The 25840-nt window shown below is 69.8% G+C and carries 25 protein-coding genes; 18 read left to right on the top strand and 7 right to left on the bottom strand.

The genetic code is table 11. From position 1 onward, the window contains the following. Positions 1–122: 122 nt before the first annotated feature. Positions 123–602, bottom strand: coding sequence for a VanZ family protein (locus AS96_RS00125; protein WP_016463542.1), 480 nt, complete (start codon positions 600–602; stop codon positions 123–125). Between the two features lie 136 nt (positions 603–738). On the opposite strand from AS96_RS00125, the gene AS96_RS00120 reads away from it, so the two are divergent. The 5 genes from AS96_RS00120 to glmM all read left to right on the top strand — a co-directional run bounded on the left by AS96_RS00120 (position 739) and on the right by glmM (position 6216). After that, on the top strand, positions 739–2436 hold the full coding sequence (locus AS96_RS00120) for an ATPase (protein WP_231477019.1): 1698 nt from the start codon (positions 739–741) through the stop codon (positions 2434–2436). Between the two features lie 127 nt (positions 2437–2563). Further along, positions 2564–3502, top strand: a complete 939-nt coding sequence (locus AS96_RS00115) for a UTP--glucose-1-phosphate uridylyltransferase (protein WP_036284277.1) — start codon at positions 2564–2566, stop codon at positions 3500–3502. A 392-nt stretch (positions 3503–3894) separates the two neighbouring features. After that, the gene (gene rplM / locus AS96_RS00110) at positions 3895–4341 is read left to right on the top strand and encodes a 50S ribosomal protein L13 (protein WP_036284266.1); all 447 of its coding nucleotides are present in this window, start codon (positions 3895–3897) and stop codon (positions 4339–4341) included. A gap of 27 nt (positions 4342–4368) precedes the next feature. Beyond that, on the top strand, positions 4369–4866 hold the full coding sequence (gene rpsI, locus AS96_RS00105) for a 30S ribosomal protein S9 (RefSeq protein ID WP_005050408.1): 498 nt from the start codon (positions 4369–4371) through the stop codon (positions 4864–4866). A gap of 6 nt (positions 4867–4872) precedes the next feature. Beyond that, on the top strand, positions 4873–6216 hold the full coding sequence (gene glmM, locus AS96_RS00100) for a phosphoglucosamine mutase (protein WP_036284262.1): 1344 nt from the start codon (positions 4873–4875) through the stop codon (positions 6214–6216). A 232-nt stretch (positions 6217–6448) separates the two neighbouring features. Here glmM and AS96_RS00095 read toward each other — a convergent pair whose 3' ends face one another. Then, entirely contained in the window at positions 6449–7390 is a 942-nt protein-coding gene (locus AS96_RS00095) for a Ppx/GppA phosphatase family protein (RefSeq protein WP_016463538.1), read from the bottom strand. A gap of 33 nt (positions 7391–7423) precedes the next feature. On the opposite strand from AS96_RS00095, the gene coaA reads away from it, so the two are divergent. The 9 genes from coaA (at position 7424) to AS96_RS00050 (ending at position 15361) form a co-directional block, all read left to right on the top strand. After that, positions 7424–8368 carry a type I pantothenate kinase gene (gene coaA, locus AS96_RS00090; RefSeq protein WP_016463537.1) on the top strand — a complete coding sequence of 315 codons (945 nt, stop codon included), beginning with the start codon at positions 7424–7426 and terminating at the stop codon, positions 8366–8368. A 70-nt stretch (positions 8369–8438) separates the two neighbouring features. Further along, a complete protein-coding gene (gene glmS / locus AS96_RS00085; RefSeq protein ID WP_036284259.1) occupies positions 8439–10289 on the top strand; it encodes a glutamine--fructose-6-phosphate transaminase (isomerizing) in 1851 nt (616 codons plus the stop codon). 220 nt (positions 10290–10509) lie between these two features. Further along, positions 10510–10872: a holo-ACP synthase gene (locus tag AS96_RS00080; protein WP_005050400.1), complete on the top strand. Its 363-nt coding sequence runs from the start codon at positions 10510–10512 to the stop codon at positions 10870–10872. Further along, positions 10869–11993 (top strand): alanine racemase, encoded by a 1125-nt coding sequence (gene alr / locus AS96_RS00075; RefSeq protein ID WP_036284257.1) that lies wholly within the window; start codon positions 10869–10871, stop codon positions 11991–11993. The genes AS96_RS00080 and alr overlap by 4 nt, the downstream gene beginning before the upstream one ends. A 93-nt stretch (positions 11994–12086) precedes the next feature. Continuing rightward, complete coding sequence (tsaE, locus tag AS96_RS15395) at positions 12087–12590, top strand: tRNA (adenosine(37)-N6)-threonylcarbamoyltransferase complex ATPase subunit type 1 TsaE (RefSeq protein WP_005050398.1); 504 nt, start codon at positions 12087–12089, stop codon at positions 12588–12590. A 38-nt stretch (positions 12591–12628) separates the two neighbouring features. Beyond that, a complete protein-coding gene (tsaB, locus tag AS96_RS00065; protein WP_036284255.1) occupies positions 12629–13321 on the top strand; it encodes a tRNA (adenosine(37)-N6)-threonylcarbamoyltransferase complex dimerization subunit type 1 TsaB in 693 nt (230 codons plus the stop codon). After that, positions 13318–13815, top strand: a complete 498-nt coding sequence (gene rimI / locus AS96_RS00060; RefSeq protein ID WP_036284253.1) for a ribosomal protein S18-alanine N-acetyltransferase — start codon at positions 13318–13320, stop codon at positions 13813–13815. Before tsaB ends, rimI begins: the two co-directional genes overlap by 4 nt. Then, positions 13812–14879 (top strand): tRNA (adenosine(37)-N6)-threonylcarbamoyltransferase complex transferase subunit TsaD, encoded by a 1068-nt coding sequence (tsaD, locus tag AS96_RS00055; RefSeq protein ID WP_036284303.1) that lies wholly within the window; start codon positions 13812–13814, stop codon positions 14877–14879. Before rimI ends, tsaD begins: the two co-directional genes overlap by 4 nt. Further along, entirely contained in the window at positions 14876–15361 is a 486-nt protein-coding gene (locus AS96_RS00050) for a hypothetical protein (protein ID WP_036284251.1), read from the top strand. Before tsaD ends, AS96_RS00050 begins: the two co-directional genes overlap by 4 nt. Positions 15362–15390: 29 nt before the next feature. Here the strand turns inward: AS96_RS00050 and AS96_RS00045 are convergent, their stop codons facing one another. Beyond that, positions 15391–16584: a class I SAM-dependent methyltransferase gene (locus AS96_RS00045; RefSeq protein WP_036284244.1), complete on the bottom strand. Its 1194-nt coding sequence runs from the start codon at positions 16582–16584 to the stop codon at positions 15391–15393. Positions 16585–16805: 221 nt separating this feature from the next. Between AS96_RS00045 and groES the strand changes: the two genes are divergently transcribed. From groES to AS96_RS00030, 3 genes are all read left to right on the top strand, one after another. Continuing rightward, positions 16806–17102 carry a co-chaperone GroES gene (gene groES / locus AS96_RS00040; protein ID WP_005050391.1) on the top strand — a complete coding sequence of 99 codons (297 nt, stop codon included), beginning with the start codon at positions 16806–16808 and terminating at the stop codon, positions 17100–17102. A gap of 141 nt (positions 17103–17243) precedes the next feature. Then, on the top strand, positions 17244–18176 hold the full coding sequence (gene rarD / locus AS96_RS00035) for an EamA family transporter RarD (RefSeq protein WP_036284242.1): 933 nt from the start codon (positions 17244–17246) through the stop codon (positions 18174–18176). Between the two features lie 170 nt (positions 18177–18346). After that, positions 18347–19681 (top strand): ABC transporter substrate-binding protein, encoded by a 1335-nt coding sequence (locus AS96_RS00030; RefSeq protein ID WP_036284241.1) that lies wholly within the window; start codon positions 18347–18349, stop codon positions 19679–19681. Between the two features lie 59 nt (positions 19682–19740). Here the strand turns inward: AS96_RS00030 and AS96_RS00025 are convergent, their stop codons facing one another. Genes AS96_RS00025 through AS96_RS00010 form a run of 4 tightly spaced genes read right to left on the bottom strand, consistent with a single transcriptional unit; the run spans position 19741 to position 23875 of the window. Next, the gene (locus tag AS96_RS00025) at positions 19741–20526 is read right to left on the bottom strand and encodes an ABC transporter ATP-binding protein (RefSeq protein ID WP_005050387.1); all 786 of its coding nucleotides are present in this window, start codon (positions 20524–20526) and stop codon (positions 19741–19743) included. Further along, the gene (locus AS96_RS00020; protein WP_036284239.1) at positions 20523–21536 is read right to left on the bottom strand and encodes an ABC transporter ATP-binding protein; all 1014 of its coding nucleotides are present in this window, start codon (positions 21534–21536) and stop codon (positions 20523–20525) included. Before AS96_RS00020 ends, AS96_RS00025 begins: the two co-directional genes overlap by 4 nt. Further along, on the bottom strand, positions 21529–22524 hold the full coding sequence (locus tag AS96_RS00015; protein ID WP_036284236.1) for a branched-chain amino acid ABC transporter permease: 996 nt from the start codon (positions 22522–22524) through the stop codon (positions 21529–21531). The genes AS96_RS00020 and AS96_RS00015 overlap by 8 nt, the downstream gene beginning before the upstream one ends. 10 nt (positions 22525–22534) lie before the next feature. Then, a complete protein-coding gene (locus tag AS96_RS00010) occupies positions 22535–23875 on the bottom strand; it encodes a branched-chain amino acid ABC transporter permease (RefSeq protein WP_036284232.1) in 1341 nt (446 codons plus the stop codon). 360 nt (positions 23876–24235) lie between these two features. On the opposite strand from AS96_RS00010, the gene guaB reads away from it, so the two are divergent. Beyond that, on the top strand, positions 24236–25738 hold the full coding sequence (guaB, locus tag AS96_RS00005) for an IMP dehydrogenase (RefSeq protein WP_036284229.1): 1503 nt from the start codon (positions 24236–24238) through the stop codon (positions 25736–25738). Positions 25739–25840 lie beyond the last annotated feature (102 nt).

Below are 25840 nucleotides of genomic sequence, written 5' to 3'. Positions count from 1 at the left end.
TGGGCGTGCCCCATCCCCATGCGGTGACGAACCCCAGATGTCACCACGGGAAGGCGGTCGCCCTGCCCCTGCCGGGGGGCTGGCGCGGGGCGACCGCATCCCTCCGTCCGACGGTCGAGCACTTACGTCGTCGGACGGTCCGTCCGCGCCCCGGCGAGCGTCTCCGCGAAGACCGCGAGCACGATGCCCAGGCAGGCCCCGGCCGTGTTCGCGATGATGTCGAGCACGCTCGGCGTCCGCGCGGACAGCGCGATGGCCTGTCCGGTCTCGATCGTGACGGTCGTGAGGAAAGCGATCGGCATCACAAGCCAGCGGTCGCGCGCGAGGATGAGCGTCAAGAGGAACCCCAAGGGCACGAACAGCAGGATGTTCGCCCCGAACTCGATCCGCGCGTAGGTCAGGAGCGGGAAGACCCGCGTCACCGCCCGCAGCAGCGGCCCGGCGCCGGAGTCCACGGGCGCCGGCCAGAATGCGATCAGCGCGAGGGCGATCACGTATGCGGACAACCACGCCCGGGGGCTGCGTACCGACCGCGTCACCGTCGGGCGCCACCGCTGCACGTGAGGCGCCGACAGGGGTGGACGCCCGTGCGCTCTCGCCATGGCAGCTTCCCTTCTTTCGGGTCGCCCCTTCACGACGAAAATCCGTGCTGGATTATAAGAACAAACCTCTCCCCGATATGTAGACGAATGGCTACACTGACTACTACTTGGGGGTAGGAATGGTGGGGTGCAGCTGATGGCCCGCAGCGGTCCGCGCGCGGTCAACGTCGTGCCAGCGTACTGGGATACGGCAGGCAGTGGTCGCTTCTTCACGCGATGGAGCGCCGTCGCGTCGTTGCCGGTATCGACACTCCTGCTCGTCCCCGTCGTCCAGGGCACTCGTGACGGCTATGTGCAAGCCATCGCCGCGGCTCTGCTCAGTTGGGTCGTGCTCGCCCTTCCCGTTCTCGTTGTGGCCGGCGCAGAACGTCGAATGCGTGATCACCGCTCTCGTGCCATCCTCGTCGCCGTCACGCTCCTCGTCGTCGCCATCGTGCGCCCGATACTCAACGAGACGTTCGTCCACGTCCTCTTCGGTGGCCGCTCCGGCGGCGTGTGGGCAGCGCGCATCGGCACCAACATCATCGTGGCGTTCGGGCTGTTCACCCTCGTCGCGATCATCACGACCCAGTATCAGCAGACTCGTGCAACCGCCGACCGTCTCGCCCACGCCCTGGGTCGCCTGGAAGCCGCGACGGGGCAGGTCGTCACCGACGATCGCGACGCCCGGCTCGTCATCCGTGGCATCGTCGCGGAGCTTCGTGCCGAACGTGACGCGATGCTGGCGCGGGTCGTCGACTTCGACGCCGTGCGTGACTTCTCCGAACGCGTGCGCGCCGCGAGTCACCGGCTGGAGGAGATGGCCGCGGGCAGTGCACCGGTTCCCGCACTGTGGGCGCCCCTCTCGCGCACGGCGCGACGCCGTCACGGGCTCGAGCGCCTCCAGCCGACGCCGCTGCTGTGGGTCGGAGCGCTCTACCTCCTCATGAGCGCGCCGTATCTGCTGACGGTGGGAGACGTCTTCGACGTGGTCATCGCGGGCGTCGCCATCTTCCTGCTCGATCTCGCCGCCGGTGCCGTGCTTCGCGCATTGCCGGGCGACGTCCGCCGTGGCCGAGGAGCGATCTTCCTGCTCGTCTGGATGCTGGCCGGCATGACCGCCGCGGTCGTGGGGCGTCTCCTGCTGCCGGACACCGGAGCGCTGATGATCATCCCCGTGTTCGCGATGCCGCTGGCAGCCATCGTCCTCTCGCTCGCCATCGACACGTATCGCTGGGCTCGCACCGACGAGGTCGACGCCACCCGCGAACTCGCCCGTGCCGCGGTCGACTTCGCCGACCGTGTGCGTCGCGCGCAGGCGCCGTTGCACCACGCGGCATCCACCCTCCACGGGCGCGTGCAGGGGCGCTGCGTCATCTTCGCCGCCCGCGTCGACGAGCACGCGCCGACGGCGGACGACATCGCGCAGTTCCGTCTCGAGACCGACCGGGCGCTCGACGAGGTGCTCATCCCCGCGGGCACGTCGGAGATCGACACCGTCGGAGCGTTGCGGCGGATGCTCGCGGGATGGGAGCCGATCATGGCGCTGGAGACCCGCATCGACGACGCGGCCGCGTCGGCCGTGGACGGCGCCGACGCCGCGCCCATCGTCTCGGAGGTCGTCAACGAGGCCCTCGTCAACGCGGTCAAGCACTCCGGTGCGCGCGCCGCGCGGATCGACATCTCCACGGATGCCGGGGGAGACCTCCACGTGCGGGTTGCGTCGGCCGGAGAACTGCCGCGCGCCGTCATGCCCATACGACCGTTTGCGGGACGCACGCTTCTCTATCAGGACGGGGCGGAGGTCGTCCTCGAGTCGACCCTGCCGGCCGCCCTGATCGCCGCCCACGCCTGAGTCGGCACGTCATCGGGCCGTCGCTCGCGCGACACAGAGCGATCCTCTGCGGGCGCTATGATCGCCCCACGCGCGCGTCGCTGCACGCCTCGGAGCAGACCCCCCTTCACGCCCCGCAGGAGATCGCATGTCCCTTCGCTACAAAGCCGTCATCCCCGCTGCGGGTCTCGGCACGAGGTTTCTTCCCGCCACCAAGGCGATGCCGAAAGAGATGCTGCCGGTCGTCGACAAGCCCGCGATCCAGTACGTCGTCGAAGAGGCGGTCGCCGCCGGCATCCGCGACGTCCTCATCATCGTCGGACGCAACAAGAACAACATCGCCAACCACTTCGACTCCGTGCCCGAGCTCGAGACGGCACTCACGACGAAGGGCGACACCGCCAAGCTCGGCAAGGTCGCCCACTCTTCGCAGCTCGCCGACATCCACATCACCCGCCAGGGGGAGCCGCGCGGGCTCGGACACGCCGTGTCGCGAGCGGCGTCGTACGTCGGTGACTCCTCCTTCGTCGTGATGCTCGGCGACGACCTCATCGACGAGCGCGACCCGCTTCTTCCCGCCATGCTCGCAGTGCACGAGCGCACCGGCGGTGCCGTCGTCGCGCTCATGGAGGTCGAGCCCGAGCAGGTCCATCTCTACGGCGTCGCCACGGTCGGAGCGCGCAGCGACGATGGATCCGTCCGCATCCTGGATCTCATCGAGAAGCCGGCTCGTGAGGATGCCCCCTCCACTCTCGCCGTCATCGGTCGCTATGTGCTGGGTCCCGAGGTGTTCGGCGTGCTCGCGCACACCCCGCCCGGCAAGGGCGGCGAGATCCAGCTGACCGATGCGCTCCGCGAGCTCGCGGCCGATCCTGACGGCCCCGGCGTCTACGGCGTCGTCTTCAGCGGGCGCCGTTATGACACCGGTGACCGTGTCGACTACATCAAGGCGATCCTGCAGCTCGCGTGCGACCGCGACGACCTCGGTCCCGAGCTGCGCCCGTGGCTCAAGCAGTTCGCCGCGGGCTTGGATTCCGTGCCCGCTTCTCCGGCTCAACCTGCGGTGCAGACGGCATCCGACCGATAGTCTGGTGACAGACAACACAGGAACAGTGAGCCTCGCCCGCAGAGCCTGTCCCCCCAACCCCCGGTAGTGTCCCCACACGACCGGTTGGCGGTCGCCGACCCCCCGCGTGCGGCCGCCGCGACCGAGGAGCCGGAGTATCCCTTCGACTCCTCGGTCGCCCTTTTTTCACGGCAGGTTCCGGACCGTCCCGCCCGCGTCCTCTCGGCGGGTTTGGCTGTGATGAGCTCGTAGCGTAGACTTTCCCTTTGGTGCTCGTGCTGCCTGCGGCCGACACCACGAACGTGAGCCCTCCACTGGCGTGTTCACCTGCCCGTGTCTCGTATGCGCGCAGCGAACCACCCCGGAGCGGGATTCACGAACCTCTCCGTTCGAATCAAGAAAGCAGCACTACTGTGACGCGCACCTACACCCCCAAGGCCGGTGAAGTGACCCGCGAGTGGGTCGTCATCGACGCGACCGACGTCGTTCTCGGACGCCTCGCCTCGCACGCCGCCGCCATCCTCCGCGGCAAGCACAAGCCCACCTTCGCGAACCACATGGACACCGGTGACTTCGTCATCGTCGTCAACGCCGAGAAGGTCGCCCTCACGGGTCAGAAGCTCCAGAAGAAGATGGCCTACCGCCACTCGGGCTACCCGGGTGGGCTCACGACCACCTCCTACGCCGAGCTCCTCGAGAAGAACCCGGTCCGCGCCGTCGAGAAGGCGATCCGCGGCATGCTCCCCAAGAACAGCCTGGGCCGCCAGCAGCTGTCGAAGCTGAAGGTCTACGTGGGCGCCGAGCACCCGCACGCGGCCCAGCAGCCCACCCCGTACACCTTCGGCCAGGTCGCTCAGTAAGCGCGCCGAGAGACATAAGGACAACTCATGGCGAAGATCGCTGACTCCATCGAAGAGAACACCCTCGACAACGCGGAGAGCTACACCACCGAGAGCGCTCCGGTCGAGGCCGCTGCCGCGCCCCGTCCGGTGCTGTCGGTTCCCGGTGCCGCCGTCGGCCGCCGCAAGCAGGCCATCGCGCGCGTCCGCCTCATCCCGGGCTCCGGCACCATCACGGTGAACGGCCGCACGCTCGAGGACTACTTCCCCAACAAGCTGCACCAGCAGCTCATCAACGACCCGTTCACGGTGCTCGACCTGGCCGGCGGCTACGACGTCATCGCCCGCATCTCCGGCGGTGGCCCCTCGGGTCAGGCCGGTGCGCTGCGCCTCGGCATCGCCCGCGCGCTGAACGAGATCGACGCCGAGAACAACCGCCCGACCCTCAAGAAGGCCGGTTTCCTCTCGCGCGACGCCCGCGTCAAGGAGCGCAAGAAGGCCGGTCTCAAGAAGGCCCGCAAGGCTCCGCAGTACTCGAAGCGCTAAAGCGTCATGGCGCTGTTCGGGACGGACGGTGTGCGGGGCCTGGCCAATGGCCCCCTCACCGCCGACCTTGCGCTCACCCTGGCCCAGGCGACTGCCGTCGTCCTGGGCCAGGGCCGTATCGCCGAGGCGCGCAAGGCCGCGGGCAAGCGGCTCACCGCCGTCATCGCGCGCGACCCTCGCGTGTCGGGGCACTTCCTTTCGGCTGCGGTCGAAGCGGGTCTGGCGTCCTCCGGCGTCGACGTACTCGACGCGGGCACGCTGCCGACGCCCGCGGCGGCCTACCTCATCGGTGACATCGATGCCGACTTCGGCGTCATGATCTCGGCATCCCACAATCCTGCCCCCGACAACGGCATCAAGATCTTCGCCCGCGGCGGCGTCAAGCTCCCCGACGAGGTCGAGCGACGCATCGAAGAGGCGATGGTGGGGGAGAAGCTGCGTCCCACCGGCGGCGACGTCGGTCGGGTGGTCCGCTTCTCGGATGCCGAGGACCGCTACGCGATCCACCTGCTCGCGTCCCTGCCCCATCGCCTTGACGGGCTGCACGTCGTGCTCGACTGCGCGCACGGCGCGGCATCCGGCGTCTCCCCGGAGACCTTCCGCAACGCGGGAGCGAAGGTCACCGTCATCGGCGCCGACCCCGACGGCATCAACATCAACGACGGGTACGGATCGACGCACCTCGAGAAGCTGTCTGCGGAGGTCGTGCGCACCGGCGCCGACGTCGGGATCGCCCACGACGGCGACGCCGACCGGTGCCTGGCGGTGGATGCCGAGGGACGCGTGATCGACGGTGACCAGATCATGGCGATTCTCGCTGTCGCGATGAAACGCGACGGCCGGCTCAAGAACGACACGCTCGTCGCGACCGTCATGAGCAACCTCGGGCTGCACCGCGCGATGGCCGCGCAGGGCATCGCCGTGGAGCAGACCGCGGTCGGCGACCGCTACGTGCTGGAGCGGATGAACGAGGGCGGCTATTCGCTCGGCGGCGAGCAGAGCGGTCACGTCATCATGAGCCGCTACGCCACGACCGGCGACGGGGTGCTGACAGGACTGCACCTGTGTGCCGAGATGGCGCGGACCGGGCGCTCGCTGGCGGAGCTTGCGTCGGTCATGACGGTCTTCCCGCAGGTGCTCATCAACGTGCGCGGCGTCGAGCGCTCTCGCGCGACCGATGCCGACGTCCTCGCCGGAGTTCAGGTCGCCGAAGCGGCTCTCGGGGACAGCGGGCGGGTACTGCTGCGCCCGTCGGGGACCGAGCCGATGGTGCGGGTCATGGTGGAGGCGGCGTCGCACGACGACGCGCAACGCATCGCCGAGGAGCTCGCAGACATCGTCCGCGGCTGACGCGGACGGCGGTGCAGATTACGCGCCGGTAAAACGTTGCCGGCGCCGTAGCGTGTTGCTCGCGCGGCGCCCTAGCCTGAGCCTGCACTCATCACCCATCCCCGGCCCCCGACCCGACAGGATTGGGGCTCCACGGGTGTGACGACTGGGGTGCGCGGCCCCTCCGTCAGCGTCCCCCCGCATCCCCCTACGACGGAGGGGCTGCCCCCGCCCGCGCGGGTGACGACCTCGCTCAGGCCGGTTCCTGCCAGCTCAGCGACTCGATGTATCGCAACAGCACGCCTTCGCGCAGCGCCCAGGGGCTCACCTCGAGCTCGTCGACCTCGAGTGCCGTCATCGCCGTGTGCAGCACGACGGCGGCGGCGACGATCTGGAAGGTGCGGTCGGCCGTGATGCCCGGCAGCTCCTGGCGGGCGGATGCCGGGATGCGCGCGAGGCGCGGAATCCACGAGCCCAGCGCGCCGCGCGGCAGCAGCATGCGCTCGCTCCCGCTCCACCCGGGCGCGGGGTAGCCCGCGAGCTTCGCCAGCGACCGGATCGCCTTCGACGAGCCCACGACGTGGTTCGGCTGGGGCTGACCGGCCATGCCTGCGGCCACGGGCGCGAGCACGCCGCGCGCGTGCTCGCGCAGCACCTCCACGGCCTCCTCGCCGGGCGGGTCGTGGGGGAGGAACTCCACGGTGGTCCGTCCCGCGCCGAGCGGCACCGACGCGGCGACGTCGGGGAGCTCGTCCGCGCCGGCGGCGATCTCCAGCGATCCCCCGCCGATGTCGAACAGCAGGATCTGCCCCGCCGACCACCCGAACCAGCGGCGCACCGCGAGGAACGTGAACCGCGCCTCCGACTCGCCGCCGAGCACCTGCAGCTCCTGGCCGAGCGCGGCCTCGATGCGCGCGATCACCTCGGCGCCGTTCGCGGCCTCGCGCACCGCGCTGGTCGCGGTCGCCAGCAGCTCCACGACGTTCTCCGCCTGGGCGACGGCACGGGCCTGGGCGACGGCATCCACGAGCGCCTGAACGCCCGCCTCGCTGATCGCGCCGTCGGGTTCGAGATAGCGCATGAGACGCAGCACCGTGCGCTGGCTCGTCGTGGCCTGGGGACGTCCGCCGGGATGGACATCGGCGACGAGCAGGTGGACGGTGTTCGAGCCGATATCGAGGACTCCGAGACGCATGGGTTCAGAGTATCCACAGATAGAGTGGGCCCGATGTCCACCGAAGACGAGACGGCTATCGACTCGCTGTACCGCGAGATCGGGCGCGCAGACTGGGCACGCTTGGCTGCCGGCATTCCCGCCCCGCTCACCGAGACCGAGGTCGTGCAGCTGCGCGGCATCGGCGACCTGCTCGACCTCGCCGAGGTGCGCGAGGTGTATCTGCCGCTGAGCCGGCTGCTGAGCACCTACGCCGAGAACACCAAGCGGCTCGGCGCCGAGACGGCCGCCTTTCTCGGCGAACCCGACTCGACGACACCGTTCGTGGTCGCCGTCGCCGGTTCGGTCGCGGTCGGGAAGTCCACCATTGCGCGGTTGCTGCGGGAACTGATGAGCCGGTGGCCGGGAACGCCGCGTGTGGAGCTCGTCACCACCGACGGCTTCCTCTACACGAACGCCGAGCTCGAGCGCCGCGGCCTGATGGACCGCAAGGGCTTTCCGGAGTCGTACGACCGTCGCGCCCTGGTCAGCTTCCTCACCGAGGTCAAATCCGGCGCCGCGGAGGTACGTGCCCCGTTCTACTCCCACGTGCGCTACGACATCGTCCCCGATGCGCACGTCACCGTCCGCCGCCCCGACGTCGTCATCGTGGAGGGGCTCAACGTGCTCTCGCCGCCGCCGACGCCCAACGACGTCGCCGTCAGCGACCTCTTCGACTTCTCGATCTATGTGGATGCCGACGAAGCCGACATCGCCCAGTGGTACGTCGACCGGTTCCTGGCCCTGCGTCGTGGCGCGTTCAGCAACCCGAACTCGTTCTTCAAGGTCTTCGCCGAACTCTCCGACGAGGAGGCGGTCACGACGGCCCTCGGGTACTGGAACGAGATCAACCTACCCAATCTCCGTGAGAACGTCGCCCCCACGCGGCACCGCGCCCATCTCGTGCTGAAGAAGGCGGCTGCGCACGCGGTGGAGTCGGTGCGCCTGCGCAAACTCTGACGGGGACGTCCGCCGATTTCACGGCGTTTGTGAGGGCTCCGCGCAAATGGGCGCACCTAGCATGGAGCCCATGTGTGGAATCGTCGGATACGTGGGCCCTCGCGACAGCCAGGCCATCCTTCTCGCCGGGCTCGCCCGCCTGGAATACCGCGGCTACGACTCCGCCGGCATCGCCGTCATCGACGGTGCGGGGGAGCTGGACATGCGCAAGCGCGCCGGCAAGCTGCAGGTGCTGCGCGACGACCTCAGCGCCCACCCGATGCCCGACGGCACCACCGGCATCGGTCACACGCGCTGGGCCACGCACGGCGGTCCGACCGACGCGAACGCGCACCCGCACCTCGCCGACGACGACAAGCTCGCCGTCATCCACAACGGCATCATCGAGAACTTCTCCGAGCTGAAGGCCGAGCTGCTCAGCGAGGACTACACGTTCCGCTCCGAGACCGACACCGAAGTCGCCGCGGTGCTCCTCGGCCGCGAGTATCAGGCCTCCGGCGACCTCGTCGCCGCGTTCCGCACCGTCGTCTCGCGCCTGGACGGCGCTTTCACGCTCCTCGCGATGCACCGCGACCAGCCCGGACTGGTCGTCGGCGCCCGCCGCAACTCGCCCCTCGTGATCGGTCTCGGCGAGGGCGAGAACTTCCTCGGATCCGACGTCGCCGCCTTCGTCGAGCACACGCGCAACGCGCTCGCGATCGGACAGGACGAGATCGTCGCGATCACGCCCGCCGGCGTCGAGGTCACCGACTTCTCCGGTGCCCCCGTCGAGGTCGAGCCGTTCGAGGTCGTCTGGGACGCCTCGGCGGCTGAGAAGGGCGGCTGGTCTTCGTTCATGGCCAAGGAGGTCTCCGAGGAGCCCGAGGCCGTCGCGAACACGGTTCGCGGGCGCCTGCACGACGGCACGGTGACCATTCCCGAGCTCGACGGCATGGATGAGCTGTTCACCGGCATCCGTCGCATCGTCGTGATCGCCTGCGGCACCGCCGCCTACGCCGGTCAGACCGGCAAGTACGCGCTCGAGCAGTGGACCCGCATCCCCGTCGACGTGGAGCTCGCGCACGAGTTCCGCTACCGCGACCCGGTCATCGGCGAGGACACGCTGGTTGTCTCGATCAGCCAGTCGGGCGAGACCATGGACACGCTGATGGCCGTCAAGTACGCCCGCGAGCAGGGCGCCAAGACGCTGTCGATCTGCAACACGCAGGGCGCGACCATTCCCCGCGAGTCGGATGCCGTGATCTACACGCACGCAGGGCCCGAGGTGGCCGTGGCCTCCACGAAGGCCTTCGTCGCCCAGATCACCGCGCTGTATCTGCTGGCCCTCCACGTCGCGCGCCTGCGCGGCACGATCTCCGTGGCCGAGCAGGCGACGCACGTGCGCGAGCTCGAGGCGGTCCCCGCCAAGATCCAGCGCGTGCTCGAGGAGGAGCAGACGCACATCGAGCAGTTCTCGCACTGGATGGCCGACACCCAGTCGGTGCTGTTCCTGGGCCGTCACGTCGGCTACCCGATCGCCCTGGAGGGTGCGCTCAAGCTCAAGGAGATCAGCTACATCCATGCGGAGGGTTTCGCCGCCGGTGAGCTCAAGCACGGCCCTATCGCGCTGATCGAACCCGGTCAGCCGGTGTTCGTCATCGTGCCTTCTCCCCGCGAGTCGGCCGAGCTGCACAAGAAGGTCGTCTCCAACATCCAGGAGATCCGCGCCCGCGGCGCGCGCGTCATCGCCGTCGCCGAAGAGGGCGATGCCGCCGTGCTGCCGTTCGCCGACGAGGTGCTGCGCATCCCGCTGGCCGGCCCGCTGTTCGAGCCGCTGCTCGCGGTCGTGCCCTTGCACATCTTCGCCATGGGCCTCGCGACCGCGAAGGGCCTGGACGTCGACCAGCCGCGCAACCTCGCGAAGTCCGTCACCGTCGAGTAGCCCCGCGCCGCCGCCGGCGGGCCGCATCGCGCCGCGAGACGCATCTTGCATGCCGAGAAACCGCTCCGTGCCGGGTTTCTCGGAACGGGGGTGGTTTCTCGCGCGGGGGATCGTGGGCAGGCGGGCCACGGTGATCAGGGTGGGGCGCCGGTAGGCTGACGGGGGCGCGGGCGACGCGGCGTCGACCACGCCGTCGCCGAGCAGAACAGGGGAGGATGCCGTGATCATCGGAATCGGCGTCGATCTCGTCGACATCCCGCGCTTCGAGCGTTCGCTGCAGCGCACGCCCCGGCTGATCGAGCGTCTCTTCGCGCCGGGGGAGCGCGGCCTGAGGCCGCACTCCTTGGCCGCCCGCTACGCCGCCAAGGAGGCGCTGATCAAGGCGCTCGGCGGCTCGGACGGTGTGCACTGGACAGACATCGAGGTGGCGAGCGAGCCGTCGGGCCGACCCGTCTTCGCGCTGAGCGGCGAGACGGCGGCCACGGTCGCCGCGCGCGGCATCGGCGCCCTGCATCTGTCCCTCAGTCACGACGCGGGTTTGGCGACCGCGTACGTCATTGCCGAATCGCAGGAGAGCGCATGAGCAGACTTCCCGAGGGCGTGCTGCGCGAAGCCGTCATCGACACCGCGGCGATCACGGCGAACGTGCGGCACCTGCGACAGCTGACGGCATCCGAGGTCATCGCCGTCGTCAAGGCCGACGGCTACGGGCACGGCGCCGTGCGGGCGGCCCGCGCGGCACTGGAGGGCGGTGCGCGCCGCATCGGCGTCTCCGACATCGACGAGGCGCTGGCCCTGCGCCGTGCCGGCATCGATGCCCCCCTCGTCGCCTGGCTGCACGCACCCGGTGCCCGCTTCGCCGAAGCCGCCTCCCGCGGCATCGAGCTCGGCGTCTCCAGCCTCGACCAGCTGCAGGCCGCCGCCGCGGCGGCGACGGGGGATCGCCCCGTGGGCGTGCACCTGAAGATCGAGACGGGCCTCGGCCGCAACGGGCTCGCCCCCGCCGACTACGCGGTCGCCTTCGCCGAGGCCGCCCGTCTGGAGCGCATCGGGCGCCTGCGGGTCGTGGGCATCTTCAGCCATCTGTCGAACACGTCCGCCGCCGATGACCGCGCGGCGATCGAGCGTTTCAGCGACGGGCTCGCCCTCGCGGCATCCCATGGCCTCGCCCCGCAGCTGCGGCACATCGCCGCTTCGCACGCGGCCATCGCCCTGCCCGAATCGCGCTTCGGGTGCGTCCGGCTCGGCATTGCGATCTACGGGCTGTCGCCGTTCGCCGACCGCACGTCCGCCGATCTGGGCCTGCGACCCGCGATGACGCTTCGCGCCGCCGTCGCCGCTGTCCGGCGCGTGCCCGCCGGCCAGGGCGTCTCCTACGGCTACGGCTACCGCACGACGCGGGCGACCACGCTCGCGCTGATTCCGGCAGGGTATGCCGACGGTGTGCCGCGCGCGGCGTCGGGCGGCGGCGCCGTCCGCATCGACGGGGAGGTCTTCCCCGTCGCCGGCCGCATCGCGATGGACCAGTTCGTCGTCGACGTCGGCGATCACCCGGTGGCGGTGGGCGATGAGGCGGTGCTGTTCGGCGACCCGACGCTGGGGGCGCCGCCGGTGGAGGTGTGGGCGGATGCCGCGGGCACCATCAACTACGAGATCGTCACCCGCATCGGTGCGCGCGTGCCGCGGCGCGAGGGCGCGGCGTGAGCTCACCGATGCGCGCTGCGCCCGCGTCCCGCGGGAATCCGCGACCTGTCCGCGGCGTTGCAGCGGGCGGAGAGAAGACGAAACGGTGATCGCATGAGCGGATTGGATGAGTTCGTCGGGCAGCGCGAGATCGCCTCGCCCGCAGAGATGGAAGAACTGGGGCGGGCTTTCGGCCGCGCGCTGGGCGCCGGTGATCTGGTCGTGCTGACGGGGCCCCTCGGCGCGGGTAAGACGACGTTGACGCGCGGTATCGCCGCCGAGCTGGGGGTGCGCGGCCGCGTGCAGAGCCCGACCTTCGTCATCGCCCGCACCCACCCCTCGCTCGCCGATGGTCCCGCCCTCGTGCACGTCGACGCCTACCGGCTCGGCACCGACGGAGAGCTCGACGATCTCGACATCGATTTCGCCCATGCGGTCGTCGTCGCCGAGTGGGCGGCGCCGTTCGCGGATGCCGTCGCCGACCGCTGGTGGGAGGTCGAGATCGACCGGGGCTGGAGCGGCACCGGCGTCGACAACGCCTGCGGCACCGCCGGCCCCCACATGGCCGCGATGGAGGACGCCGCACCGCGGCGCGTGCGCATCACCCGGCACGGGTGAGCGCTCCGGCGGGCGCTGAGCGCGATTACCCTGGAAACGTGATCCTCGGCATCGACACCTCGCTCGGCACCGCCGTCGGCATCGTCGATCCCGACGGCGCGGTTCGCGCCGACCGCACCAGCGACAACCCGCTCGGTCACGCCGAAGTGATCGGCGACCTCCTGCGCGACGCGCTCGCCGACGCGGCCCGGGGCCCGGTCGGACAGACCGGGGTGGCAGAGCCGGTCAGCCTCACACACGTCGCGGCCGGGATGGGCCCGGGCCCCTTCACGGGGCTGCGGGTGGGTATCGCGGCCGCGCGCGCCTTCGCTCTCGCCCGGAACCTTCCCGTCGTCGCCGTGCCCAGTCACGACGCGGCGGCGCTCGCGATCCTCCTGGACGATGCGATCGCCGATCCCTACGCCGAGGCGCGCCGGTTCGCCGTCGTCACCGACGCCCGCCGGCGTGAGGTCGCGTATTCGGTGTACGAGGGCTTGGATGCCGACGGTCTTCCGATCCGCGCGACGGGACCGGCCCTGGCCCTACGCGCCGAGATCGACGCGGTGCTGTCCGCACACGAGGCGGACCGCGTCGAGGTGACGACGATCAGCGCGGCCATGCTCGCCGTCGTCGCGGCCCGCGCCGTCGCCGCGGGACGCGAACTCGCCGGTCCGGAGCCGTTGTACCTGCGTGCTCCCGACGTGACGCTGCCGAAGAGCGTCATCCGCCCGGGCGTCGAGGGGCGCGCATGACGCTGCGCGCCGCCACCGTCGACGACCTCGCGGAGATCATGGACCTCGAACGCGCGTCGTTTCCGACCGACGCGTGGAGCGAGCCCATGATGCGCGAGGAGCTCCTCTCCCCGCACGCGCACTACCTCGTTGACGTCGAGGCGGGTCGCCTGCTCGGCTACGGCGGGGTCCGTGCCGTCGCCCGCGCCGCAGACGCCGACATCCAGACGATCACGGTCTCCGCCTCCGCCCGGGGTCGGGGCCGGGGGCGGACGCTGCTGCGGGCGCTGCTGGAGGCGGCGCGGCAGCGCGGGGCGCGCGAGGTGTTCCTCGAGGTGCGTGCCGACAATCCGACCGCGTCCGCGCTGTACGTCTCGGAGGGATTCCTCGAGATCGCGCGTCGCCCCCGCTACTACCAGCCCGATGACGTGGATGCCGTCGTCATGAAGCTCGATCTCGTCGCCTGGGTCGCGGGCCACGGCGCGCAGACGCAGACCGGGGGAGTGTGCTCATGACCGCCAGCGAACCGCTCGTGCTCGGCATCGAGACCAGCTGCGACGAGACCGGCATCGGCATCGTCCGAGGCCGCACCCTCCTCAGCAACACCATCTCGAGCTCGATGGACGAGCACGCCCGCTTCGGCGGCGTCGTGCCCGAGGTCGCCGCCCGCGCGCACCTGGAGGCGCTGCAGCCGGCGATCGCCGCCGCCGTGGCCGAGGCCGGCATCGCCCTCACCGACGTGGATGCCGTCGCCGTCACGAGCGGGCCGGGGCTCGCCGGTGCGCTCATGGTCGGCATCGGCGCCGCCAAGGCCCTTGCGGTCGGTCTCGACAAGCCGCTGTACGCCGTCAACCATCTCGTCGGACACATCGCCGCCGACCTGCTCACCGGCGAGGACGTCGACTACCCGACGGTCGCGCTGCTGGTCAGCGGCGGACACACTTCGCTGCTTCTCGTGCGTGACCTCGTGAGCGACGTGGAGCTTCTCGGCGAGACCCTCGATGACGCCGCCGGAGAGGCCTTCGACAAGATCGCGCGCATCCTCGGGCTGCCCTACCCCGGAGGACCGGAGATCGACCGCGCCGCGGCGGGCGGCGACCCGTCGGCCATTCGCTTCCCGCGCGGGCTGTCCCGCGCGTCCGACATGGCGGCGCACCGCTACGATTTCTCTTTCTCCGGCCTGAAGACAGCCGTCGCGCGCTGGGTCGAGCAGGTCGACGCGTCGGGGCAGCAGGTCGCCGTGGCGGATGTCGCGGCATCCTTCCGCGAAGCGGTCGTCGACGTGCTCGTCACGAAGGCACTCGACGCCTGCGCTGAGCACGGCGTGCCGCGGCTGCTGCTCGGCGGCGGCGTCATCGCCAACCGGCGCCTGCGCGAGGTCGCGCTCGCGCGCGCGGCCGAGGCGGGGGTCGCCGTGCGCATCCCGCCGCTGAGTCTGTGCACCGACAACGGGGCCATGATCGCCGCGCTCGCGTCCGAGCTCATCGCGAGCGGACGCCAGCCCTCGCGCCTCGCGTTCGGCGCGGATTCGACGTTGCCGGTGACGCAGATCCAGGTCGCCGGGGAGGCCGTGGGATGAGTGACGACCGCCCCGGCCCCGCGCCCGACGTGCCCGTCCCGCGCGTCGACACGCGGCTGGACGCACCGTCGACCGACGTCGCCCCCGCCGACAGTGCGGCGCTCCCCGGGGCGCACCGCGGCGGCTTCCAGCGCGAGTTCACCGAGCCGGTACCCGTGCCGGCGCCGGTGAATGTGGATGCCGCGGCCGCTGCGTCGTGGACGCCCGAACCCGACGTGCGCTGGGCTCCGCCGCCGCCGGTGCTGCCCCGCAGCGCCCCGTGGGCCCTCACGTTCGCCGTCGTCGGACTGATCGTGTCGCTCGTGGTCGGCTGGGGCTTTCTCATCGGCATCGTGGGAGCGGTCTTCGCCGTCGTCGCACTGCGCCGCCCGTGGGAGAGCCGCGCCGTCGCGGTCTGGGCGCTGTGCCTGAGCCTGCTGTCGCTCGCCTACAGCGCCGGCTGGCTGTGGTGGGCGTCGACCCAGGGGCCGCTGTTCGGCTGAGCAGGCGCGCCGCGCCGACGTGATGCGCGTCAGCCGGTGACGCGCTCGGCGAGCAGGGCGATGCGCGAGGTCCCCGCACGCGTGAGGATGAGCGTCGCGGTGCGCGGACCCTTCAGCTTCAGTTGGGTGCGGAAGGTCGCGGGGTCGACATCGACGCCGCGCTTCTTGATCTCCAGTGTGCCGATCTCCCGCTCCCGGAGCGCCTGCCGGAGCGCCTTCAGATCGGTGGGCAGCTCCTCGAGGACGTGGAAGGACTGCACGAAGGGGCTCGTGATCTCGGCATCGGAGGTCAGGTAGGCGATGCCGGGGGCGAGCATTCCGGCGTCGAGACGGCGGGCCACCTCGCCGATCAGGCGTGCGCGGATGACGGCGCCCTCCGGCTCGTGGACGAAAGCGCCCAAGGGTCGGACCTCGGCATCCTCGGCGTCGGAGGACGCCGTCAGTTCGGCCGCACGGTCGGAGCGGACGACGAGCGCCGAGCGGCGGACACCGGCGCGGGCGAGCTTTCCGGTCCAGACGACGAGCTCGATGGTCGACCCGTCGACGCTGATCCACTGCGCCTCCGCAGTCTCGGGGATCCGCGCCCGGTCGAACGCCGGTCCGAGCTTGATGCCCGCGGGCATCCGCTCCGCCAGAGCGAAGACCCATTCCAGCGACGGCGACCAGTCGCCGGCGGCGACCCGCGCGGTCTCGGTGTGGCCGGCCGTGCGACGCGCCGGATCGAGCCACACCGCCTCGACGCCGTCGAGTGCGACGTCCTCGGCACGGGCATGGCGCACCGTCGCGGTGTCGCCGAACGCGGCGAGGTTGTACGCGGCCAGGGCGGCCGTGGTCTCGTCGGCGTCGACGGCCAGCACGTCGAGGCCGATCCCGGCGAAGGCGAGCGCATCGCCGCCGATGCCGCAGCCGAGGTCGGCGACGCGGTGCACGCCGGCGTCGCGGAACCGGCCCGCGTGGCGCGCGCCCACCGACAGGCGCGTGGCCTGTTCGAGGCCCGCGCGCGTGAACAGCATCCGGTCGGCGAACGCGCCGAACTTCGCCCGCGCGCGCGTCCGCAGCCGCGCCTGTCCGACGGCGGCGGAAACGAGTTCGGGTGACAGGCCCTGCGCCCGCAACCGCGACACGGTGCGCGCCACCTCATCGGAGGAGTCGATCGCGCCGAGCTCATCGACCAGCCGCAGCCCCTCGGAGGTGAGCAGGGCGGTGAGCTCGGCGCGTTCCATCCGGCCAGCCTATGCGGGGCGGGTCAGCACCCGCTCACCTTCGTCCAGCGCGACGCCGACGTCTGCCGCAGAATCGTCACGGTCGCATCCCCTCGCCCGAGGTAGAGCTGGCACTCGCGTTGCACGAGTGCCAGCCGCGCTCTAGACTTGCTGTTAGCACTCCACCCCTGTGGGTGCTAACGAGTCTTGAAGCATCACGCCCAGCAAGAAAGAGGTAGACCGTGTCGGTTTCCATCAAGCCGCTCGAGGACCGCATCGTCATCAAGCAGGTCGAGGCTGAGCAGGTCACGTCCAGTGGCCTCGTCATCCCTGACACCGCCAAGGAGAAGCCCCAGGAGGGCGAGGTCGTCGCCGTGGGCCCCGGCCGCATCGACGACAACGGCAACCGTGTGCCGCTCGACGTCGCCGTCGGCGACCGCGTCATCTACAGCAAGTACGGCGGCACCGAGGTGAAGTTCGGCGGCGACGAGTTCCTCGTCCTGTCGGCCCGCGACGTTCTGGCGGTCGTCGTCCGCTGACGATCGCATTCGACGATGGCCCCCGGGATATCCCGGGGGCCATCGTCGTTAACGCGGATTGGCGGAGGAACGACGACCAACGGCAGAATGCCGCGGCATCCGTCGCCCCGCGCATGTCACGACCGTCGTAGGCTTTGTCTCATGACACCCGCCGAGTCCGCCCGCGACGAACGGCGCGGGGGGATCTACGCCTTCGCGGCGTACTTCCTCTGGGGCTTCATGCCCCTCTACTTCCTGCTGCTGGCGCCCATCGGGCCGTGGGAGATCGTCGGCTGGCGCATCCTCTTCTCCCTCGCCTTCTGCGCGGTCCTGCTCACCGTCACCCGCACGTGGGGCAAGCTCTTCGCGATCCTGCGCGATCGGCGGCTCGTGTTCTGGACGATCGTCGCGGGCCTGCTGATCTACGTGAACTGGCAGGTGTTCCTCATCGGCATCCTGACCGGTCACGTCATCGAGGGCAGCCTCGGCTACTTCATCAACCCGATCGTGACCGTGCTGCTGGGTGTGATCGTGCTGAAGGAGCGCCTCCGGCTGGCACAGTGGATCGCGATCGGCTTCGCGGGCCTGGCCGTGGTCGTCATCATCGTGGCCTACGGATCCTTCCCCTGGATCGCACTGACCCTGGCGGCGAGCTTCGGCACCTACGGACTCGTGAAGAAGCAGATCGGTCCTCGGGTCGATGCCATCAGCGGCCTCACTCTCGAATCGCTGTGGCTGGCCCCCATCGCCCTGATCCAACTCGTCGTGGTCGCCGCCACCACCGGCCTCGTCTTCGGCACCCAGGGCGTCGGGCACACCGTGCTGGTCACCCTCGCGGGCGTCGTCACCGCTGTTCCGCTGCTGCTGTTCGCCGCGGGGGCGCGCCGGGCGCCGCTCACCGTGATCGGCCTGCTGCAGTTCGTCGCCCCGATCCTGCAGTTCATCACCGGGGCGTGGATCCTGCACGAGCCGATGCCGCTCGAACGCTGGATCGGGTTCGCGCTCGTGTGGGTTGCGCTGGTCGTGCTGAGCGTCGATTCCGTGGTGTCGTCGCGGCGGTCCCGGAGCATCTCCGACGTCGCCGATCTGGTCTGAGACCCTCCCGGCGGTGCTCCCGCGCGCACGGCGAGGTTCATAACGATTGCGTCGCGGTGCTTTTCTTCGATGCGTGCGCGAAACATCCTGGTGACACAGCAGGTTTAGCGTTCAAGCCAGACCGCGGAGCCCGTGCACCGCGCGATGTCATCGAAGAAAGGGAAGAACCCATGGTTCATCGCAACAAGGCGCTCATCGCCGCGTTTGCGCTCGCGGGCGCCGCGTCGCTCGCCCTCGCAGGGTGTTCGAGCTCGGGCGGGGGCGCCGCCACGACGGCTCCCACGGCAACCTCGACGGGGTCGGCGGACCCTGCCGCCGCCTGCAAGCCCGGCACGCCTTCGACCGGACCGTTCACGCTCGCGACGATCCTGCCGCAGACCGGTTCGCTGGCCTACCTCAACCCGCCCGCCGAGGCCGGCTACGGCCTCGCCGTCGAAGACATCGACGCCGCCGGCGGCGTGCTCGGCCAGCCGATCAAGGTCGGCCCCATCACCGACTCCGGCGCCTCGTCGGACCTGTCGGTCTCCACCGCCTCGGCTGCGCAGATCGCGTCGTCGGACGCGCAGGTCGTGCTCGGCGCCGAGTCCTCGAGCGTCAGCCTCAACTTCGTCGACACCATCGTCTCGAAGTGCAAGGTGCAGATCTCGCCCGCGAACACCGCGACCGAGCTGTCCGGCTACTCCAGCTACTACTTCCGCACCGCCCCGCCGGACACGGTGCAGGGCTCGGCGCTGGGCAACCTCGTCATCGGTGACGGCGTCCAGAAGGTCGCGTTCATCGTCTTCAACGACGCGTACGGCACCGGCCTGCGCGATGTCGTCGAAGACACCGTCACCAAGGCGGGCGGCGAAGTCGTCTACGGCGCCAAGGGCAAGGGCCAGGAGTTCGCTCCCGGGCAGAAGACCTTCTCGTCCGAGGTGTCGGCGGCTCTGGCGGCCAAGCCCGACGCGATCGTGATCCTCGCCTTCGACGAGACCAAGCAGATCGTCCCCGAGCTGAAGGCTCAGGGCTGGGATCTGTCGAAGACGTACCTCGTCGACGGCAACACGGCCGATTACAGCAGGGACTTCGAGGCGGGCACGCTCACCGGCGCCCAGGGCACCATTCCCGGCGCCCAGCCCGACCCCGAGTTCAAGCAGCGCCTCGTGGACTTCTACAAGAAGAGCGCGAACGCCGACCTGAAGGACTTCTCCTACGCTCCCGAGTCCTACGACGCCATCGTGCTCGCCGCGCTGGCTGCCGAGAAGGGCAAGGGCACCGACGGTCCGACGATCCAGGCGAACCTCGCCGCGGTCTCGGGCACCACCAACGGTGAGAAGTGCTCCGACTACGCCTCGTGCCTCGCGCTCATCAAGAGCGGCAAGGACATCACGTACACGGGTAAGGCGGGCATCGGTCCCTTCAACTCCCAGAACGACCCGTCGAGCGCCTACATCGGCATCTATAAGTTCGACACCAACAACACTCCCGTCTTCCAGAAGTCCATCCAGGGCTCCGTGAACTGACACCCGCACGAAAGAAGGGGCGGATGCCGCGGCATCCGCCCCTTCTTTCCCTTGAGCGGTCAGTCCGAGTGCGACGCCTCGACATCCGCGGCGAGCGTGCCGAGGTACAGCTCGATGACCTTCGGGTCCTTCGCGAGTTCGCGACCCGCGCCCTCGTAGGCGTTGCGGCCCTGGTCGAGGACGTAGGCGCGGTCGCAGATCTGCAGGCAGCGGCGGGCGTTCTGCTCCACCATGATGATGGTCACGCCGGTCTTGTTGATCTCCCGCGTGCGGATGAACGTCTCGTCCTGCCGAACGGGCGACAGGCCGGCGCTGGGCTCGTCCAACAGCAGCACCTTCGGCTTCATCATGAGGGCGCGCGCCATGGCAACCGATTGGCGCTCGCCGCCGGAGAGCGAGCCGGCACGCTGCTTGCGACGCTCGCCCAGCACGGGAAAGAGCTCCCAGATCTCGGCGACGCGGCTCTGGAACTCCTTGGGTCGCAAGAACATGCCCATCTGCATGTTCTCCTCGATCGTCAGGGACGGAAAGACGTTGTTCGTCTGCGGGACGAAGCCGATTCCGGCCTGCACGAGCTGGTTGGCCTTCTGGTTGGTGATGTCCTCGCCTTCCAGCGTGACGGCGCCGGAGCGGACGTTCACGAGCCCGAAGAGAGCCTTCAGCAGCGTCGACTTGCCGGCACCGTTGGGACCGATGATCCCGACGAGCTCACCGGGAAACGCCTCCAGCGTGCAGTCGTTGAGGATGTTGACGCCCGGCAGGTACCCGGCGACGAGGCTGTCGGCTTTGACGACGGGCGTCGCCGTCGGCGCCTCGGGCGCCGCAGCGGCGGATGGCATGCTCATTTGTGGTCGTCCTCCTGCTCGGCCTCGGCTTCGACCTCGGCCTCGATCTGGGTGATGAGGCCGGTGTTCACGGCGGCATCGTCGCCGAGATCGGTGTCGTGGTACGCGCCCAGGTAGGCGTCGATCACGGCCGGGTTCTTCATGACGCGCTCCGGATCGCCCTCGGCGACCACCTCGCCCTGGGCCATGACGACCACCCAGTCGGAGATGTGGCGCACCATGTGCATGTCGTGCTCGACGAACAGCACGGTCGTGCCGTCGTTGCGCAGCGCCTGGATGTGCTCGAGCAGGCTCTGCGTCAGCGCGGGGTTGACGCCGGCCATGGGCTCGTCGAGCATGATCATCTTCGGATCGCTCATGAGGGCCCGAGCCATCTCGAGAAGCTTCTTCTGCCCGCCGGAGAGGCTTCCGGCCATGTCGTCGCGCTTGGTGTCGAGCTTGAAGCGCTGCAGCAGCTCCTCGGCTTTGGCGATGTTCGCCTTCTCGGCGCCGCCCCACAGTGGCTTGATGAGGCCGACCGCCAGGTTCTCGCCGGGGTTGTCCTTCGCGCCGATCAGCATGTTGTCCAGCACCGTCATGCGCGACAGCGCCTTCGTCAGCTGGAACGTGCGCACCATGCCGGCGCGGGCCACCTTGGATGCCGCGGTGTTGCCGAGCGTGCGCCCGTCGAACGACCACTTGGCAGCCTCGGCCGGTGAAGGCCCCCCGAAGAGCTTCTTCGCCGACGACGGCTTGTCGAAGCCGGTGATGAGGTTGAAGAACGTGGTCTTGCCGGCGCCGTTCGGGCCGATCAGCGCCGTGATCGCGCCGCGCTGCACCTCGAGGTGATCGACGTCGACGGCCGTCATCCCGCCGAAGCGTCGGACGATGTTGTCGACCACGAGGATGGGATCGGGCTTGGCCGAGCCGGGCGTCTCCGCGACGTTCAGCAGCGTGGAGCGGATGGCCTGTGTGATCGCGCCGGGCTCCTGCGAGACCGTAACGGCGCGGTCGGCGGTCTGGTCAGGCATTGAAGCTCAACTCCTTCTTATTGCCGAGGATGCCCTGTGGTCGGAAGATCACCAGCAGCATGAGAGCGATGCCGATCAGCACCCACGACAGCCACTGCGTCTGCTGCGTGTTGAGGATCGACGCCGGGATGTACTCGCCGGCGATCTGCACGATCGCGATGCGCACGACGAAGAAGATGATCGATCCCAGCAGCGGGCCGAAGATCGTGGCGGCGCCGCCCAGCAGCATGATCGTCCACAGGTTGAACGTGAGCGGGCGGCCGAAGCCGTCGGGCTGCACGGAGGCCGGCAGCACCACCAGGATGCCGGCGATGCCGCCGAGCACACCGCCGATGATGAGCGCCTGCATCTTGTAGGAGTACGAGCTCTTGCCGAGGCTGCGCACGGCGTCCTCGTCCTCGCGGATGCCCTTGAGCACGCGACCCCACGGGCTGCGCATGGCCAGCCAGGTGAACAGCAGGGCGATGGCGACGAGGGCCCAGGCGACCAGGCGCGTCCACCAGTCGTTGCCCGACCCCGGGTCGGTGTTGGGGTACGAGAACCACAGGATCTGCGTGGTGCCCGGCGGCAGGATCGACAGGCTCGTGAACGCCCCGCGGTATTCGGGTCCGACGAGGCCCGTCGATCCGCCGGTCACGCCGGCGAGGGCGGACAGGCGTCCGACCATGCGCACGATCTCGGCCGCACAGATCGTGACGATTGCGAGGTAGTCGCCGCGCAGTCGCAGGGTCGGGATGCCGAGCACGAACGCGAACACGACGCAGGCCACGATCGCGACGAGAACGCCGAGCCAGAAGCCGCCGCCGTTGATGACGGTGATCGCGAACCCGTAGGCGCCGAGGAGCATGAAGCCCGCCTGCCCCATGTTCATGAGGCCCGTGTATCCGAAGTGGATGTTGAGGCCGATCGCCGCGATGACGTACGCGGCGGTGATCGGTGCGATCGCGGTCTCGGTGAGCTGCTGCAGCAGCGTGATCCAGAAGTCCATGGCCCTCTCCTTAGCCGACTCGCTCGGCGCGGCCGAAGATGCCCTGCGGCCGGAACAGCAGGATGACGATGAGCAGTGCGAGCGCCGTGGCGTATTTCAGATCCCCCGGCAGCCAGATGTTCGTGAGTTCGACGATGAGGCCGATGACCATTGCACCGGCGAACGCGCCGAACGCGGTGCCGAGCCCGCCGAGCGTGACGGCGGCGAACAGCAGCAGCAGCAGTTGGCCGCCGGTCTCCCAGCCGATGCCGTTGAGCACGAGGCCGAGCAGCACGCCGGCGAGACCCGCGAGGCCCGAGGCGAGGATCCACACGCCACGGATCACCTTGTCGACGTCGATGCCGGATGCCGAGGCCAGCGCCGGGTTGTCGGAGACCGCGCGGGTGGCGCGGCCGAAGCGCGTGTACATCAGGCCGAGCCCGACCGCCGCGATGGCGACGATCGCGATCCCCATCGCGACGTACGACTGGATGGTCAGGGTGACGCCGAAGATCGTCACCGTGGCCGGGTTCGACTTGTCGATGCGCACCGTTCCCGCGCCGATCCACAGCTGCACGACGTACTGCAGGGCGATCGACAGGCCGATCGACACGATCATCATCTGGGTCAGGCTCAGCCGGCGCCGCCGCAGCGGCTTCCACAGCCCGGCATCCTGCACCCATCCCAGCGCCGCCATGACGACGACGGCGAGGCCGCCACCGAGCCAGAGGTTGCCGGTGAGCGAGGTGAGGAACCAGGCGAGTACCCCGCCGATGGTGACGAGCTCGCCGTGGGCGAAGTTGCTGAGGCCCGTCGTGCCGAAGATGAGCGACAGCCCGAGCGAGGCGAGGGCCAGGAGCAGACCGAGACGGATGCCCTGCACCGCCTGCTGCCAGAACCTCGGCCAGTCGAACGCGCTCGCGCTGGCGGCGGCGCCGTCGGGGCTGTCGGAGAGCTTGAAGATCGCGGAGACGTCGGAGTGCAGCGTCACGCTGACCTCGCGGGAGTCGGCGCCGTCGAGGTACTGGCCCTGGGCGAGGGTCGCGGCATCCACCTTCACCGTGTAGGTGCCGTCCTTCGTGACGGCGAACACCCACCGCCCGGCGCTGTCGGTCGTCGTGGTCGGGCTGGTCCCGACGCCGGGACCCGAGATCGTCAGTCCCACGCCGACCGCCGGAGAACCGTCGCTCTGGCGGATCGTGCCCTGCACGCATGCGGTCGACGCGTCGGCCGAGCACGAGGGCGAGGCGGCCGCGGCGGGTTGCGCCGGCAGGAGCACCGCCAGCAGCGTGATCGCGGCGAACACAAGGGAGACGAGGAGGGCGACGCGTCGTCGCTGATGGACCTCGAGTCTCGCTGAGGACACGAGCATGGCACTCCACTCTGAAATCGACGGCGGCCATCCGGACGGTCGCTCGTTGGTGGGTCGAGGCTACGACCCGGATGTGTCACGCGTGTTTCGCACAAGAACGTCGTTGCTTCGTCGTCGGAGCTTCGTCGGGGTGCGCATCGTCGCGTGAAGAAACGCTCCCTCAGATGCCGCCCCGCGTCAAGAGGCGAAACGTTCACGTGCACGTATCGAGATGTGACGTGCACGGCGGAACCGGATGAGCCGGGAGTATCGGCGGAATGCGCGCAGGCCGCCGCGACTTACAATCGGTACACCCGCCTTTCGCGCGCGCGAGACACACGCGAGCCGCGCGCGACGCACATGCCAGACACAGGAGAGCACGTGGAGCACAACGACCCGTTCGGTTTCGTCGGACTGACCTATGACGACGTGCTGCTGCTGCCCGGGCACACCGACGTCATCCCCTCCGAGGCCGACACGTCGTCGCGTGTCACCCGCCGCATCACGGTCGCGACCCCGCTGCTGTCGGCGGCGATGGACACCGTCAGCGAGGCGCGGATGGCCATCGCGATGGCCCGCGAGGGCGGACTCGGCATCCTGCACCGCAACCTCGCCATCGCCGAGCAGGCCGCCATGGTCGACCAGGTCAAGCGCAGCGAGTCGGGCATGATCACCGACCCGATCACGACGACCCCCGACGCGACGATCGAAGAGGTCGACACCTTGTGCGGCCAGTACCGCATCTCGGGCCTTCCCGTCGTGGACGAGGACGGTCGCCTCCTCGGCATCATCACCAACCGCGACATGCGCTTCGTCTCGGGCTTCGAGCGCCAGACGACCAAGGTGCGTGACGTCATGACGAGCGAGGGCCTCGTGACCGGGCGCGTCGGCATCGGCGCCAACGAGGTCATCGCCCTGTTCGCGCAGCACCGCGTCGAGAAGCTGCCGCTCATCGACGACGACGGCAAGCTGGCGGGCCTCATCACGATCAAGGACTTCGACAAGAGCGAGAAGTACCCCCTCGCCACGAAGGACGACCACGGGCGTCTGCGCGTCGGTGCGGCGATCGGCTTCTTCGGCGACGCGTGGGAGCGCGCCGAGGCCCTGCGCGACGCGGGTGTCGACGTCATCGTCGTCGATACCGCCAACGGGCAGTCTCAGGGTGTCATCGACATGGTCCGTCGCCTGAAGGCCGACGAGTCGTTCGCGCACATCGACGTCATCGGCGGCAACGTCGCCACCCGCGAGGGTGCGCAGGCGCTCATCGACGCCGGGGTGGATGCCGTCAAGGTCGGCGTCGGCCCGGGCTCGATCTGCACGACGCGCATCGTCGCGGGCGTGGGAGTTCCTCAGGTGACCGCGATCTGGGAGGCTTACCAGGCCGCGCGCGAGGCCGGCATCCCCGTCATCGCCGACGGCGGCCTGCAGTACTCCGGCGACATCGCGAAGGCTCTCGTCGCCGGCGCCGACACCGTCATGCTGGGATCGCTCCTGGCCGGCACCGACGAGTCGCCGGGTGAGATCGTCTTCCAGGGCGGCAAGCAGTTCAAGCTCTACCGCGGCATGGGCTCGCTCGGGGCCATGCAGACGCGCGGCAAGAAGACCTCGTACTCGAAGGACCGCTACTTCCAGGCCGATATCCCGAGCGACGACAAGCTGATCCCCGAGGGCATCGAGGGGCAGGTCGCCTACCGCGGACCGGTCTCGGCGGTGGCCTACCAGCTCGTCGGCGGCCTGCGCCAGTCGATGTTCTACGTCGGTGCGCGCACGATCGAGGAGCTCAAGGCTCGCGGCAAGTTCGTCCGCATCACGGCGGCCGGGCTCAAGGAGAGCCACCCCCACGACGTGCAGATCGTCGTCGAGGCGCCCAACTACAAGCGCTGAGCGCGGCCCGCCGCATCCGCGGCCGCCGCATCCGTGGTGTCACGAACTCCGCAGATTCGCACGAACTCCGCATCCATTCGCGTTATCGGGTGCGGAGTTCGT

The organism is Microbacterium sp. MRS-1, assembly GCF_000585455.1.
Taxonomy (GTDB): Bacteria; Actinomycetota; Actinomycetes; order Actinomycetales; family Microbacteriaceae; genus Microbacterium; species Microbacterium laevaniformans.
This window is presented reverse-complemented; position numbering and strand designations above follow the sequence as displayed.

Excerpts from the sequence above, each read along its gene's own strand:
- glmS (WP_036284259.1), top strand. The coding sequence starts at position 8,439 with ATGTGTGGAATCGTCGGATACGTGGGCCCTCGCGACAGCCAGGCCATC.
- rpsI (WP_005050408.1), top strand. The coding sequence starts at position 4,369 with ATGGCGAAGATCGCTGACTCCATCGAAGAGAACACCCTCGACAACGCG.
- AS96_RS00015 (WP_036284236.1), bottom strand. The coding sequence starts at position 22,524 with ATGGACTTCTGGATCACGCTGCTGCAGCAGCTCACCGAGACCGCGATC.
- tsaD (WP_036284303.1), top strand. The coding sequence starts at position 13,812 with ATGACCGCCAGCGAACCGCTCGTGCTCGGCATCGAGACCAGCTGCGAC.
- AS96_RS00030 (WP_036284241.1), top strand. The coding sequence starts at position 18,347 with ATGGTTCATCGCAACAAGGCGCTCATCGCCGCGTTTGCGCTCGCGGGC.
- AS96_RS00095 (WP_016463538.1), bottom strand. The coding sequence starts at position 7,390 with ATGCGTCTCGGAGTCCTCGATATCGGCTCGAACACCGTCCACCTGCTC.
- AS96_RS00050 (WP_036284251.1), top strand. The coding sequence starts at position 14,876 with ATGAGTGACGACCGCCCCGGCCCCGCGCCCGACGTGCCCGTCCCGCGC.
- AS96_RS00010 (WP_036284232.1), bottom strand. The coding sequence starts at position 23,875 with ATGCTCGTGTCCTCAGCGAGACTCGAGGTCCATCAGCGACGACGCGTC.
- rarD (WP_036284242.1), top strand. The coding sequence starts at position 17,244 with ATGACACCCGCCGAGTCCGCCCGCGACGAACGGCGCGGGGGGATCTAC.
- tsaE (WP_005050398.1), top strand. The coding sequence starts at position 12,087 with ATGAGCGGATTGGATGAGTTCGTCGGGCAGCGCGAGATCGCCTCGCCC.
- glmM (WP_036284262.1), top strand. The coding sequence starts at position 4,873 with ATGGCGCTGTTCGGGACGGACGGTGTGCGGGGCCTGGCCAATGGCCCC.
- alr (WP_036284257.1), top strand. The coding sequence starts at position 10,869 with ATGAGCAGACTTCCCGAGGGCGTGCTGCGCGAAGCCGTCATCGACACC.
- coaA (WP_016463537.1), top strand. The coding sequence starts at position 7,424 with ATGTCCACCGAAGACGAGACGGCTATCGACTCGCTGTACCGCGAGATC.
- AS96_RS00125 (WP_016463542.1), bottom strand. The coding sequence starts at position 602 with ATGGCGAGAGCGCACGGGCGTCCACCCCTGTCGGCGCCTCACGTGCAG.
- AS96_RS00115 (WP_036284277.1), top strand. The coding sequence starts at position 2,564 with ATGTCCCTTCGCTACAAAGCCGTCATCCCCGCTGCGGGTCTCGGCACG.
- AS96_RS00020 (WP_036284239.1), bottom strand. The coding sequence starts at position 21,536 with ATGCCTGACCAGACCGCCGACCGCGCCGTTACGGTCTCGCAGGAGCCC.
- rimI (WP_036284253.1), top strand. The coding sequence starts at position 13,318 with ATGACGCTGCGCGCCGCCACCGTCGACGACCTCGCGGAGATCATGGAC.
- AS96_RS00120 (WP_231477019.1), top strand. The coding sequence starts at position 739 with ATGGCCCGCAGCGGTCCGCGCGCGGTCAACGTCGTGCCAGCGTACTGG.
- AS96_RS00045 (WP_036284244.1), bottom strand. The coding sequence starts at position 16,584 with ATGGAACGCGCCGAGCTCACCGCCCTGCTCACCTCCGAGGGGCTGCGG.
- AS96_RS00025 (WP_005050387.1), bottom strand. The coding sequence starts at position 20,526 with ATGAGCATGCCATCCGCCGCTGCGGCGCCCGAGGCGCCGACGGCGACG.